The sequence below is a fragment of the Acidobacteriota bacterium genome (genome assembly GCA_022562055.1).
Classification (GTDB): Bacteria; Actinomycetota; Acidimicrobiia; order Spongiisociales; family UBA5794; genus BMS3BBIN02.
The window spans coordinates 1-12982 of the sequence record JADFQA010000035.1 but is presented as its reverse complement, the minus strand read 5'-3'; the positions used below and the strand labels follow the sequence as shown (position 1 = coordinate 12982).

The following is a 12982-nucleotide window of genomic DNA, read 5'->3' as shown; positions in this document are numbered from 1 at the left end:
CCTGTCGGTGCTATCATGGGGATCGATGAAGAATGTGCTCACGACCGCAGAAGGAACTTACGCCGGCGCGTTTGGGCGTCAAGAATGGGGGTTGTTGCTCTTCGTCGGCATTACTTGGGGCGCATCGTTTTTGTTCATTGCAGAGGGTCTTGTTTCCTTTGCCCCGGGTCTCATCGCAACCTTGCGAATCTTCTTCGGGTTGCTTGTTTTGTCTTTCGTGAAAAAGGCGCGGGCACCGGTCCCTCGTGAAGCCTTGCGTCCGATTGCGATACTCGGAGTGCTTTGGATGGCCGTTCCGTTTGTTCTGTTTCCGCTCGCTGAGCAGAGTATTTCATCGGCGTTGGCCGGAATGCTTAACGGTGCGACGCCGATCTTTGCGGTCCTAATCGCCTCCATCATGCTTCGCAAAGCACCAAGTCGCATTCAGATCGCCGGTCTCTTTGTAGGTACGTTCGGTCTTGTGCTGATGGGTCTGCCAAGTTTGGGCGATCCGTCGAGCGCGAGGGGGGTGTTGTTAGTTTTGCTTGCATTAGTCTTCTACGCGTATTCAATCAACCTTGCAGCGCCCCTCCAGCAGCAATACGGTGCTCTCCCGGTGCTGTGGCGTTTGCAGATCGCAGCCCTGATTGCATCTCTGCCACTCGGATTGTTTGGGTTGACGCAAAGTTCGTTTTCGCTGAGACCACTCCTTGCGATAATCGCCTTGGGTGTCGGGGGAACAGCGCTCGCCTACGTTGCAATGGTGACTCTCATCGGCCGCGTTGGCGGTTCGCGAGCGTCGATGACGGTCTATATCACTCCTCCGGTCGCCTTGCTCGTCGGCTGGGCGTTTCGCAACGATGTCGTGTCTCCAATCGCAGTTGGCGGGTCGGCAATTGCAATTCTGGCAGCGTGGATTGTGGGGCGTGAAAGCACCGCGTCGTAAGTATTCGACTTCGGTGGCGCCCTTGTCTTCGACCGGACGGTGTAGGCATCGGGCTTGTACGATAGGGGAATGACGTCACCACAAACAGCCGTGTTTGTTATCAGTTCTGTGCTGATGGCCGGTGGCCTTGCGTGGGTGGTGCGTCGCGAAGTGTCGCTGCAACCTGACCACCGTACGACGTCGTCGCTACGACTGGCGATCGAGGTGGCTGTCCCCATCATCGGTGCTGTGGTGCTGATGGTGTTCGTTGGCGGGGTTCTGTGACGCGCGACACTGCGCCGATCCGAACCGAGGAGCGTTTCGACGAAGACCGCGTCGCCGAGTACCTTCGTCTCGAACTCGGCGAGTTGTTGCCGGATGCGCCAATCGCGTTCGAGCAATTTCATGGTGGGGCAGCGAACCTCACATACCTCATGATGTGCGGTGACGTCGAGTTTGTGCTGCGTCGCCCGCCGCTCGGCGAAACAGCAGCCGGTTCACACGATATGCAGCGCGAGCACCGTGTGCTGTCGCGGATCTGGCAAGAGTTCCCGAAGGCCCCGCGGGCGTACCACTTCTGCGAAGACGCCGCCGTCATGGGCAAGCCGTTCCTTGTGATGGAGCGACGCTCGGGGCATGTGATTCGCTCGCAGTGGCCTTCTTCTTTCGATGGCGGTAGCGGTGCGCGGCGCCATCTTGCGGAGGGGCTCGTTGATACCTTGGCCGAGCTCCACGGCGTCGCTCCCGATTCCGTCGGACTGTCTGATCTTGGCAAGCCCGACGGGTTTGTCCAACGCCAAGTCGATGGATGGTTGCGTCGCTGGGACAGGGCTAAGACACGCGATGTCCGCGATATGGAGCGCCTTGCCGGGCTTCTCACTTCGGCGGTCCCCGAACCTCAGGCGGCCTCGCTGATTCACAACGACTTCAAGTTGGACAACACAATGTGCGACGACGACGGAAACGTTGTAGCAGTTCTCGACTGGGATATGGCAACTTGCGGCGATCCGCTTGCGGACCTGGGCACCCTCCTCGCGTACTGGGTCGACGCCGATGATCCCACCTATCCGATCTTTGGCGACCAGGGAGTTACGCTCACTGAGGTCATGGGCAAAGCCGAGGTGACGGAGCGATACGCTGATGCGACCGGCTTTGATCTGTCGAACATCGACTTTTATGAAGCGCTGGCGTTGTACCGCATCGCGGTAATCATCGAACAGATATACGCCCGCTATGCGGCCGGCCAGACGACAGACAAACGTTTCGCCAGATTCGAACCGCTAGCACCGATCCTCGCCGCCGCCGCCCTAGAAACCCTGGGCGGGTAGCCACCGCGGTGCACGGAACGCCGATGGGGGTTTTCGTGCGCGCGGTGCCGGGCCGCGGGCCGTGGTGTGCGTAGGATACGGGCCGGGCAATCGACGCGGAGATCAGATGGAATCTGACGAGTTTCGGGGGATTATGCGCCAACTTGCCGCGGGCGTCACGGTGGTAACGGCGCGAGCAGGAGATGAACCGGTCGGGATGACCGTCTCGGCGTTCACCTCGGTAGCCGTCGACCCGCCGTTGGTCCTTGTTTGCTTGGCGATCGGCGGAGCGACCACGGCCGCGGTCTCGGCGACGAAAAGATTCACTGTCAACATTCTGGCGGATGATCAAGCAGAAATTTCGGACCGATTCGCATTCAAGCTTCAGGATGAGCGTTTCGACGGTGTCGAGTGGACGTGGAGTGAGATCGGAACCCCCCGCATTGCAGGGCTGCTTGCGCACCTCGATTGCGAAGTCACCGATTCGCTCGTTGCGGGGGACCACATCGTTTTTGTGGGTTCTGCGGTCGCGGGTGATCGCAGCGACGGCGCGCCGTTGGTGTACACCGGTGGCGGATATCACCGCCCCGAGCGACTCGACCTCAACCGGGAATCTGGAAAATAGGTCTTGTAGCCATATCGGATCGCGGGTAGTGTGGCTGGCAATGAAGGCGCACGACTACCTGTTTACGTATTTCTTTACCGGGCCGATGGCTCGGGCAAGAGGTATGTGAGCCGGTAGTCACAACCACTAAAACGCCCGAAGCCATCACGAGGCTTCGGGTTTTCCTTTGTCCGGAGTCTCCCAAGGGAGTCATCATGTCAACAAAGCCAATTCTCAAAAGCCTTCGCAGGCCCGATGTCGAAACCACGGTCGTCTCGGTTGGTGCCGTCAGGTTTGGCGACGGGTCGTACCCGGTTATCGCAGGCCCGGTCGCTGTCGAGTCGGAAGAGCAGGTTATGACGGTCGCGTCGGCAGTTCTCAAGGCGGGGGCGTCGATGTTGCGCGCCGGAACGTTTCGCGCCGGGGAGACCCCATATGGTTTCAAGGGTCTCGGCGAAGAGAGCTTGTGGATTCTCGAGCATGCCGGCAAGGCGACAGGTCTTGCAACGGTTACCGAAGTCCTTGATGTTGGCCATCTTGGGCTCGTTGCGGACCATGTGGACATGCTTGAGATCGGCCCGGACAACATGCAGAACTTCGTACTGCTTCGTGATGTTGGGCGCACCGGGAAGCCTGTAATCCTTACCCGCGGGCCGTCAGCAACGGTGGATGAGCTGCTCATGGCGGCCGAGTACATTCTTGCTGAGGACAACAACAACCTTGTGCTGTGCGAGCGAGGGAGCCGCGGTTTCGACCCGCGCACCACGGACACCATCGATATCACGGCCATTCCCGCAATCCAGCAACTCTCACATCTCCCGGTAATTATTAATCCGGCGCCCGCAAAGGGAGGTGTCTCATTGATGGAGCCGCTCGCAATGGCGGGTCGCGGTGCCGGTGCCGACGGTCTGATCGTCTCTGTCCACCCGGATCCCGACAACGCCCTAGCCGGGAACGGTGGGCAAATGACGGTGAAAGGGTTTACCACGTTGATGGACCTGCTTGGGATCCCTGCGTTGCGCGACGAGATCGACCGGCTCGACCGGGAGATCATCAAGCTCCTGAAACGCCGCCTCCACAGTTCGATCGGCATTGCCCACATCAAAGTCGCTCGCGGGCTTCCGCTTCGGTCGCCAGATCGCGAAGCGGAATTGCTTGATGAAGCGGCCGCGGACGCCGAAGAACTGGGCATAGATCCCGCCTACGTCCGGGCAATCATGAAAGTGGTCCTTGAGCACTCACGTGATGCCCAGGAACGGGCGGTCGGAACAACCTAGAGCGCGGCACACAGCCGGCCGGGTCGGACGAAGTCGATGCGTCGGCGATCACGTGGCAGCCTTCCTCCACTCATTCTTGCGACTCGCCGACGGGAGTGTCAAACTGATCCCCCTCTTGGAAAACTAGCGGGAGTATTCGGGCAATGACGTTCGCCGGGGCGGAGGTCTGAACCGACGCAACGGTGATGGTGTGATGGACTACGTTGGTCGCACGTAGGCGGTACGGGCGTCTGCCACGATTAGATACGAGGCGCATTCGGAGAGGTGATCGTTGACTATCCCCATTGCCTGCATAAAGGCGTACGCAGTGGTTGGCCCAAAGAACTTGAACCCTCGTTTCTTGAGATCTTTCGCCATCGCGATCGACTCTGGAGTTTTCGATTCGCGGATCGAACGACCAGCGGTATCAGTCGGTTCGTAACCCCAGAAATATGTAGCCAACGACCCGAACTCCTCGCGAAGTTCCTGCGCTCTGGCAGCGTTGTTGATCGTCGCCTCGATCTTGCCCCTATGACGCACTATGCGGGCGTCAGTGAGAAGGCGCTCGACATCTTCCTCTGTGAACTCGGCCACCTGATCGAAGTCGAAGCTGGCGAACACCTCCCTGAACGCCTCGCGTTTGTTGAGAATCGTCAACCAGCTCAGGCCAGACTGGAAGCCTTCAAGGCACAGCTTCTCGAACAGGCGATGTTCATCCGACACCGGCATTCCCCACTCGTTGTCGTGGTAGCGACGGTAGATGTCGGGTTCGATACCCCACCAGCACCGTGCGATCCCATCGTCACCTATGTGGACTGTGAAGTACTCCATGGCGCGACGTTACACGAACACAGCCGCGGCTCATCCGGCCAGCCAGTGCTCAATCTGGCGCCGGATGCCCCCTGTATCGAGCTGATGTTGGATGTCATGGTCCGCAATTGTCCCGTACATGCGATGTTCGCCAAGAGGCACGCCGATGCCGAGAAAGCGACGCGGTCGATCGTTAAGTCTGCCGGCGATATGGGCAATGGATGTGCCCACGCTGGCTGGCTCGACAACGATCACGTCGCCTCCAGTTGCCAGGAGCGCGAGATCTTCTGATGACTGTTGCCCCAGCGTCGTTGTATATACGACGCGGACGTCAATGCCGGAGGTGGCACCGACGACCCGGTCGAGCATCGGACCCACCGCGATCACCAGTGGCGTGTCGGGCGAAGCCTCTCGAATGGTGGTGAGACTGGCGGGGTTCTTGATTGCATCCTTGTTCTGTGTTTCGCTGAGTCGGATGTAGACGTTGCCTGTATCGGCAGCGGCGTCACGGAGAAGTGTTCGCACCTCGTTGGCGTGGCCGGGCAAGTGCACGGTCCACTCGGGGAGCGCGTTGATCAGGGAGACATCCTCGGGCGCCGCATGAGTCCTACCAACACTTGAAGCGTCGTAGCTAGCGCCGATGCTCACCAGGATTGCCGCGACGCCCTGGTGTCCGAGGTCGAGTTTGATCTGCTCGTATGCGCGCTCGATAAGAAACGGCGTGTAGGAGTGCGCAATCGGGCGCATGCCCTCAACCGCCATGCCGCCGGCGACACTCACCATCAGCTGTTCGCGGATACCGACATTGAACACTCTTTGAGGGTGAGATGACACTGCACCCGATCGTTCAAACAGCGACACACTGATATCTGCCAGTACCAGCGCTATGTCGTCTCGCTCGTCAAGCAACTCGGTCACGGTTTCCACGAACGCAATCCTCATGAGAACTTCCTCTCGGTGTAGGCCACGACCACATGCGGGCGGTCGTGTGTCTCGTCGAGCACACGTACGAGAGCATCGACGTCGCGCCCGTTTACTTCGGACGTCACCCACCCTTCGACCTCGAATCGAGCACCGATGTCGTGACTCCATCCGTACGTAGAGCTGTCGTTGTCGATCACGATCACGGTGAGGCGGTCCATGCCTATCCGCCCAGCAACCTGAATCGCTTCCATGTTCGAGCCCTCGTCGAGTTCCGCATCACCGACGAGGACGAAGAACCGCGGCGTGTCGAGTCCCTTGGCTGCAATGGCGCGGTAGGCGCCGATCGCCAAGGGAAGTCCGTGGCCGAGAGACCCACTCCCAATCTCCACGCCGCGAATGAGTGTCCGATCGGGGTGGTGGCCGAGCGTGCTGGTCGTGGTTGCAAAATCATCAAGCGTGGCGGGGTCGATGAACCCGGTTGCCGCGAGTACCGCATAGAACGCCTGCGGCCCGTGGCCCTTCGAAAGGTAGAACCGATCGCGTGCCCCATCATCAGGGTCGCCATCATCCGGGCAGCCCAATCGGTCGGTCTTACGTTGAGCGAAATCACTGAGTCGTTTGCAACGCTGCCAGCCGCCCGAACACCCACAGAGGAGGACTGGACTCGGCTCTCGCAAACATGGCGGGAGGCGCTTGATGAACGGATCGAAAGGCTTAATCTGCTGCGCGATCAACTCACTCGGTGTATCGGCTGCGGGTGTGTGTCGCTCACGTCATGTGGCCTGATCAACTCTGGCGACGCGTTAGGCGCTGAAGGCGCCGGCGCACGGCGTCTCGCGCAGCGGAGTACTGCTCAGTCATAGCGTGTCAGGTTCCGTGAATGCGGGGATCTGGGCTAACCCGCGGCGGCGAACACTCTCTCGATCACGGCGATGTTGCCCAGTACGTCCTCGCCGGAATCTTGCAGGCTGTCGCCGTCGAGAATTGCCGCCGCCATCGCTTCGGCCTGAAGGGTGTAATGGTTGGATGCCTCGAATTCGAATATCTGGGATTTCGATCCGCCATCCCTGGTGAGCGTAAATCTCGTGGGCTGATCTTCGGGTGGGTTGAACGGGATCTCGATAGACACACGACCAGCCGTCCCGTAGATGTCAACTCGCTGATCGGGTTCGACTCTTGTGGAGCACGCGAACGTTGCGATTCGGTCCCCGAACTCAAGGATCGCGGCAACGTATGTGTCAACGCCCGTTGTCGGGTCGCGGCGAGTCGATGCTGTGATCTGTGTCGGTTCGCCGCCCATCAGCAGTCGTGAGAGGTGGATTGGATAACACCCGATGTCCATGAGCGCACCGCCCCCGTACTTGAGAACGTTGCGGATGTTCGACGGGTCGTCGTTGAAGTAGGAGAAGAAGCTATCGACGCCGGTTATCTCGCCGATGTCGCCTTCGCCGATGAGGCGCAAGACAGCCTGCCACGTAGGCTGGTAGCGATACATGAACGCCTCGCGGAGGATCACTCCGGTCTCGGCACCCGCTGTCACCATCGTGGTCGCCTCGGCGACAGACAGCGCAATGGGTTTCTCGCAAAGAACGTGTTTGCCTTGCCTCGCCGCGGCGATCGTCCATTGCGCGTGCATGTGGTTTGGCAGGGGGATGTAGACGGCGTCGATGTCGGCGTCGGCAAGGAGGGCGTCGTACGAGCCGTATGCCCGCTCAATGGAAAGGTCGTTAGCGACACTACGCGCTACCGCAGCATCTCGCGATGCAATGGCCACAACCTCGCACCGTTGCGCATCTTGCATGGCGGGAATCACCAATGTCCGCCCTATCTTGGCCGTGCTCAACACTCCCCAACGCACAAAACTCATGACATGTCCAAACTTCGAATCGAAACGGTGCTGCCGTGTCGCTCAGAGTACTCGCCCGCCGAATGCTGTTGCAGACCAACATGTGACGTTGGTCTTGCCCGGTGGAGACGAGCGACCAAGACCAGGTTGCGCGGCCACACCGGTATCCTCGGATTCATGAAACGGTGGTTCTGGATACTTGACGGGCTGGCTGTGGTGTCGTTCGTTCTACTTGGGCGTGAGAGTCACGGTCTTGCAAACGAGTGGGGTGAGACGCTGCGTGTCGCCACACCCTTTCTGGTTGCATTCGGTCTCGGGGTTGTTGTCACACGGGCGTGGCGGTCGCCATCCCGAATCTCTACCGGTCTCGGTCTTGGATTTGTGACCGCGGTGGTTGGTCTTGTCCTGCGACGCGTAGCGTTCGCCGATGGCACCGCAACGCCGTTCGTCATTGTCGCCACCGCTTGGTTGGTCGCCACGATGGTTGGCTGGCGGATGGTGGCACAGATTGCAGAGCGCACGAGTGCGAGGCGCGCCTCACCCCTCGTCTAGAACCGCACCGACTGGGGGTCCCTAGACCCGCAAAGTCTCGCGCCGCCGCTTTGGTACTCTTGAGCTATGGCTTCGATCTTCACCCTGATAATGAATGGCACCATCCCAGGACGATTCGTGTGGCAGGACGACACCGTCGCCGCGTTTCTGACGATTGCGCCGATCAACCCAGGCCACGTTCTTGTCGTACCCCGGCGCGAAATCGATCACTGGACCGACCTGCCGGAGGATCTAGCTGCCGACCTGATGATCGTCTCGGTCCGGATCGGGCGGGCGCTAAACGACGAGTTCACTCCGGCCCGCGTTGGCATGATCATCGCTGGACTCGAGGTGCCGCACGCACACATGCATCTCATACCCTTCAACGTCGAGAGCGAGTTGTCGTTTTCCCGGGCGTCGACCGATGTAGCCGCGGCAGAGTTCGACGCCGTTGCGGACAGAATTCGGACGCGGTTGACCGCGATGGGTTATGGCGAGAATGCGACGCGCGAGCGAAGAGCTAATGGCTGATTCACCCCCCTCGGTTCCTGGAGCCCGCCCGAAGGCACCGCGGACCCGTGCGACTGTCCGCGCAGTCGGAAGAGGTGGTGTCGTGGTTGCAAAGCGGATGCACCGCATGTTCACGACCCGCGGCGTCGGGTATCGGAGGCTTGCGGAGTCCCATGCCGCAGCGGTGGCCGGCGATACAATGATCGCGGTTGCTCTCGCCGGCACGCTGTTCTTCTCGGTGCCAACGACAGAGGCACGGTCGAATGTTGCTCAATATCTGCTAATTACTCTCGCCCCGTTCGCCCTCATCGGTCCGTTCCTTGGTGCGTTTTTTGAGCGCTTCCCGACTGCCTATCGTGGCGGACTCATCGTGAGTTCGGCGCTGCGCGTAGTCGTTGCGATTGCGATGATGGTGTCTCTCGATTCGGTTCTGTTGTTTCCGCTGGCGTTCACTCTTTTAGTGTTGTCGCGTTTTCACGGTATCAGCAAGAGTGCTCTTCTTCCCCAGGTTGTTGGTGATCGTCGCGAGCTCATTGCCGCCAATGCTCAACTTGCCCGTGTCGGGATACTTGGGTCGCTGGCGGCCGTCGTCGCGGCGATTGGAGTTGCCCTCACGGGCCCCGCGTTTGCGTTGGTCTCTGCGGCTGTGGCGTTCGGGTTGTCGGCCGCGGCCGCAAGCGGCCTGCCGACTTTGCCGAGCCTCATAACTCACAGTGCGCGAGGACCGCACAAGGGAAAGGTTCGCAGGAGTCTGCCTCAAGAAGTCAGACTCGCTCGGTTTGCGACCGCAAGCGTGCGGTTTCTCAATGGATTCATTTTGCTTCTTGTCGCGTTCAGTTTTCGCTCTGTCGATGCAGGTGGTCTGGATTTTGCGGTCCTTCTTGGTGCGGGTGGTCTCGGCTACTTCCTTGCCGCGTTTGTCGCACCTGTCCTTGACCGTTTCATCTCTGAGGAACCGATGGTGGTGGTCGGTCTGGCCGTCGAGGCTGGAGCCGCGTTCATCGCGGCGCAGTATTTCGGCCTTCCAGCGGCTGCAGCGCTCGCAGCGGCTGCTGGTTTTGCGTGGGGAACCGCCAAGTTTGGTTTCGACGGATTGCTCCAGTCGACTGTACCCGCCGACATGCGGGGGAGAGCGTTCACGAGCTCCGAGACTTTCTTCCAGGTCGCCTGGGTGCTGGGTGCCCTGATCCCCGTTTTGCCGACGTTTCCCGTAGAGCTTGGACTGGCCACCGCGGGCATACTGGCTCTCGTCGTCCAGGTTGTCTACGTGTCGTTTGCGCTTATCCCAGTGGTGGCTCATCGGCGATCAAATGGTGGGTCGGATGGCGGTGAGGACCCGCCGAACCACAACGTTCTAGACATGCTCTAGGGCTGTTACACCTGGACGTAGCGAGCGTATTGGGCCATGTCTGCCGCCGGGATCAGGGCGGTTACCAGCGTCCCGCGTTCGCCGTGTTCGACAGACAAGACCTCGGCGTCTTCGTGAAGTTTTGCAACGACGTCACCCTTAGCGTATGGCACAAGAAGACGAACCTCGACGGTCCCCGCACGTAACGCGACAAGCGCAGCGTCGAGTAACTTGTCGATTCCCTCTCCCGTGACGGCGCTCACTGCAATGGACCCCGGATGTAGCGTCAGCAGTCGCTGCACTGCGGCGGCGGGTGCGACGTCGACCTTGTTGAAAACCAATAGTTCTTCGATATCGCTTGCACCGATTTCGCGTAGAACTGTGCGGACGGATTCGATTTGCTGGTCCGGATCGGCGTCGCTGGCGTCCACAACGTGTAACAGGACATCGGCGTCCGCGACCTCTTCGAGCGTCGCCGCAAACGCCTTGATTAGCTGATGGGGGAGTCGGCGAACGAAACCTACGGTGTCCGACACGAGGGCATCGTGCCCGTTGGGTAGTGCGAGCTTGCGCACTGTGGAGTCGAGCGTGGCGAAAAGTTGGTCCTCGACCAGGACGTCGGCTCCCGTCAGCTTGTTAAACAACGTCGACTTGCCGGCGTTGGTATATCCCACGATCGACAGAAACGCCAGGCCGGCCTTCTTGCGGGACTTGGAACGGGTTCTCCGGTCGCCCGCAAGGCCCTCAAGCAAACGCTCGACCTTGTGGATCCGATTGAGCACCCTGCGGCGGTCGGTCTCGAGCTTTGTTTCGCCGGCGCCGCGGGTGCCGATGCCGCTGCTGCCCACACCTCCACCGACCCGAGAAAGTTCTTTTCCTTGGCCTTTGAGTCTCGGCAATCGGTAACGGTGCTGGGCTAGTTCGACCTGGAGGATGCCGTCACTGCTGTGAGCGTGCTGTGCGAAGATGTCGAGTATGAGTCCTACACGATCGACGACGTCACACTTGAAGATTTCTTCGAGATTTCTTTGTTGACCGGGTGATAGTTCGTTGTCGAGGATGACAACGTCAATGTCGAGGTCCGTTGCTTGCTGAGCAAGTGCCTCAGCTCGCGGGCGCCCCATCAACGTTCCTGCGTCGAATGTGGTTCTGCGGACGACGACATCGAACACGGGATCTGAACCCGCCGTGTCTGTAAGCAGGGCTAGCTCGTTGAGGCTCGCTTCGGCCTCGGGGATTGCGGAGGTTGACGTCACAACACTCACGAGGAACGCCTTCTGGCGCTTGATCTCAAAGTCTGTGACACTCGCAGTAAGAAGTTTGCGCTGGCGCTCGACGCGGGAACGGTCCGTCATATCGCCAATGGTACGTGATCCCCGTCCGATCAGGGGCGTCCCCGGCGGTGGGGCGCTTGTTACGCTCCCATTGCCTGGCGTTCTATCGGCATTGCATCTGCCTGATCAAAGCGTGTCCGCCACGTGGACTGGCTTGCTAGCTCAGCAACAAATGCTGTCCGCGCGCGTTTTCCTGGTGCACTATTCGGAACCTCGGGGATGCCCTCGTACAGAGACCCGAACCACGCCCTCAGCGCGGTCAGAGCCTCTGCTCGGATTTGGCTGACACGAGCCTGGCTAACTCCAAGTTCGGTGGCGATGTCCTGGAGAAGCTCGCCGTGGAGGTAGTAACGATGGACTACCTCGCTGTGCACGACGGGGAGGTGTTCCACGGCGTTCGTGAGCGTGCCCATCATCTCCTTGTGCTCAATCGCCGCTTCGGGCTGGACGTTGGTGTCCGTTTCGACGACGGTGTCCCGCAAGGACAGACCGGTGTCGTCGGTTTCGTTGTCTAGATACAGGAGCATCGACGCTTGGCTACGTGCCTGGATTTGGTTGAGCTCGTCCTTGGTGACGCCGAGTGTTGCTGCCAATTCGCTTGTGTTTGGTGCGCGCCCTGAACGTTCGATGAATGCCTGGCTGGCGTCTTCCATCTCCCGATAACGACGCCGGACTGACCGGGTCGTCCAATCTCGAGAACGCGTCGAATCGATGATGGCTCCGCGCACGCGAATAGACGCGTACCTGTCGAAAGGAATGCCCGCGTCTGGGTCGAAACGGCGCGCCGCTTCTACCAAACCGAGAGCTCCCGCGTTCCATAATTCTTGTCGATCGACATGACGCGGATATCGAGCCGAAACTCTTGCCACTACTTGACCAACCAGGTCAAGATTGTCGCGAACTAACTTATTTTCAGCCTCATGTTGGCGGGTCTTACCGTTCATTACACACGACCCATCACGATGAACAGGTCCAGTCCCCCACCGTTTGATCTCTCGATCTAAGGTTCCCAAAAGGACCGGTGGTTTACCTGTACGTCCCGTATATCGGACTATACCTCGCGCGCACTAAATGACTATTGAATTTATAGTCATCGGATGAGGGGATTGATGATCGGATGATGGGATTGATTTCTTTATCCGTCTCCGAAATGTGCACTCAGACACAATGGTTGGTGTGGCGGCGCGTCGGTGTCAGCACTGGTCCTCCGTCTACGGTTACGAATGTTGCATCCCGGCGACGAACTGCCAGAACTCTGAGCACCACAGGGGCCTGTGTTCGCCGATGAAGATTTCCGGGGGCATGTCCTTGTCCATTCGCCGTCACAGCCAACAGCTTCCTCGTGGTTGACATGGAAGTTGACTAGACACCCCAGGCGCGGATCTTGTCAAGCTGCTTTTGTGGTGACGGCTGGTTGGCGGTGTGCCCAGGCTGTGTCTTCGTTGTAGATGGTGCCGTGTTGGAGGCATCCGTGGAGTATCCCGACGAGGCGGTTCCCGAGGGTACGTAGCGCCTGGTGGTGGAGATCACCTTTGGCACGTCGCTCGTCGTAGAACGCTCGGCATCCTTTGCTTTGGGTGATTGCGCAGAAGGCCCATTGGTCGATAG

General features: G+C 59.7%; 15 protein-coding genes. 9 read left to right on the top strand and 6 right to left on the bottom strand.

Features of this window, described 5'->3' with window-relative positions:
* Window positions 1-25: 25 nt before the first annotated feature.
* From IIC71_12005 to aroF, 5 genes are all read left to right on the top strand, one after another.
* The gene (locus IIC71_12005; GenBank protein ID MCH7669904.1) at window positions 26-925 is read left to right on the top strand and encodes a DMT family transporter; all 900 of its coding nucleotides are present in this window, start codon (window positions 26-28) and stop codon (window positions 923-925) included.
* A gap of 69 nt (window positions 926-994) precedes the next feature.
* Window positions 995-1189 carry a hypothetical protein gene (locus IIC71_12000; GenBank protein MCH7669903.1) on the top strand — a complete coding sequence of 65 codons (195 nt, stop codon included), beginning with the start codon at window positions 995-997 and terminating at the stop codon, window positions 1187-1189.
* Window positions 1186-2232 carry a phosphotransferase family protein gene (locus tag IIC71_11995; GenBank protein MCH7669902.1) on the top strand — a complete coding sequence of 349 codons (1047 nt, stop codon included), beginning with the start codon at window positions 1186-1188 and terminating at the stop codon, window positions 2230-2232. The genes IIC71_12000 and IIC71_11995 overlap by 4 nt, the downstream gene beginning before the upstream one ends.
* Before the next feature lie 106 nt (window positions 2233-2338).
* Complete coding sequence (locus IIC71_11990; GenBank protein ID MCH7669901.1) at window positions 2339-2836, top strand: flavin reductase family protein; 498 nt, start codon at window positions 2339-2341, stop codon at window positions 2834-2836.
* A gap of 194 nt (window positions 2837-3030) precedes the next feature.
* Window positions 3031-4092 (top strand): 3-deoxy-7-phosphoheptulonate synthase, encoded by a 1062-nt coding sequence (gene aroF / locus IIC71_11985; protein MCH7669900.1) that lies wholly within the window; start codon window positions 3031-3033, stop codon window positions 4090-4092.
* A 198-nt stretch (window positions 4093-4290) separates the two neighbouring features.
* Here aroF and IIC71_11980 read toward each other — a convergent pair whose 3' ends face one another.
* Both IIC71_11980 and IIC71_11975 read right to left on the bottom strand, forming a co-directional pair.
* A complete protein-coding gene (locus IIC71_11980; protein ID MCH7669899.1) occupies window positions 4291-4902 on the bottom strand; it encodes a DNA-3-methyladenine glycosylase I in 612 nt (203 codons plus the stop codon).
* Between the two features lie 30 nt (window positions 4903-4932).
* The gene (locus IIC71_11975; GenBank protein ID MCH7669898.1) at window positions 4933-5823 is read right to left on the bottom strand and encodes a transketolase; all 891 of its coding nucleotides are present in this window, start codon (window positions 5821-5823) and stop codon (window positions 4933-4935) included.
* Between the two features lie 32 nt (window positions 5824-5855).
* Between IIC71_11975 and soxR the strand changes: the two genes are divergently transcribed.
* Window positions 5856-6668: a redox-sensitive transcriptional activator SoxR gene (gene soxR / locus IIC71_11970; GenBank protein ID MCH7669897.1), complete on the top strand. Its 813-nt coding sequence runs from the start codon at window positions 5856-5858 to the stop codon at window positions 6666-6668.
* Between the two features lie 32 nt (window positions 6669-6700).
* Here soxR and IIC71_11965 read toward each other — a convergent pair whose 3' ends face one another.
* The gene (locus tag IIC71_11965; GenBank protein MCH7669896.1) at window positions 6701-7672 is read right to left on the bottom strand and encodes a Gfo/Idh/MocA family oxidoreductase; all 972 of its coding nucleotides are present in this window, start codon (window positions 7670-7672) and stop codon (window positions 6701-6703) included.
* A gap of 156 nt (window positions 7673-7828) precedes the next feature.
* On the opposite strand from IIC71_11965, the gene IIC71_11960 reads away from it, so the two are divergent.
* The 3 genes from IIC71_11960 (at window position 7829) to IIC71_11950 (ending at window position 10061) form a co-directional block, all read left to right on the top strand.
* The gene (locus IIC71_11960; GenBank protein ID MCH7669895.1) at window positions 7829-8203 is read left to right on the top strand and encodes a DUF3054 domain-containing protein; all 375 of its coding nucleotides are present in this window, start codon (window positions 7829-7831) and stop codon (window positions 8201-8203) included.
* 66 nt (window positions 8204-8269) lie between these two features.
* Complete coding sequence (locus tag IIC71_11955) at window positions 8270-8713, top strand: HIT family protein (GenBank protein ID MCH7669894.1); 444 nt, start codon at window positions 8270-8272, stop codon at window positions 8711-8713.
* The gene (locus IIC71_11950) at window positions 8706-10061 is read left to right on the top strand and encodes a hypothetical protein (protein ID MCH7669893.1); all 1356 of its coding nucleotides are present in this window, start codon (window positions 8706-8708) and stop codon (window positions 10059-10061) included. Before IIC71_11955 ends, IIC71_11950 begins: the two co-directional genes overlap by 8 nt.
* 5 nt (window positions 10062-10066) lie before the next feature.
* Here the strand turns inward: IIC71_11950 and hflX are convergent, their stop codons facing one another.
* The 3 genes from hflX to IIC71_11935 form a co-directional block, all read right to left on the bottom strand.
* Window positions 10067-11395: a GTPase HflX gene (gene hflX, locus IIC71_11945; protein MCH7669892.1), complete on the bottom strand. Its 1329-nt coding sequence runs from the start codon at window positions 11393-11395 to the stop codon at window positions 10067-10069.
* A 59-nt stretch (window positions 11396-11454) separates the two neighbouring features.
* Window positions 11455-12318, bottom strand: coding sequence for a sigma-70 family RNA polymerase sigma factor (locus tag IIC71_11940; protein ID MCH7669891.1), 864 nt, complete (start codon window positions 12316-12318; stop codon window positions 11455-11457).
* Between the two features lie 443 nt (window positions 12319-12761).
* On the bottom strand, window positions 12762-12982 hold a 221-nt coding region (locus tag IIC71_11935; protein MCH7669890.1), incomplete at its 5' end, for an IS110 family transposase.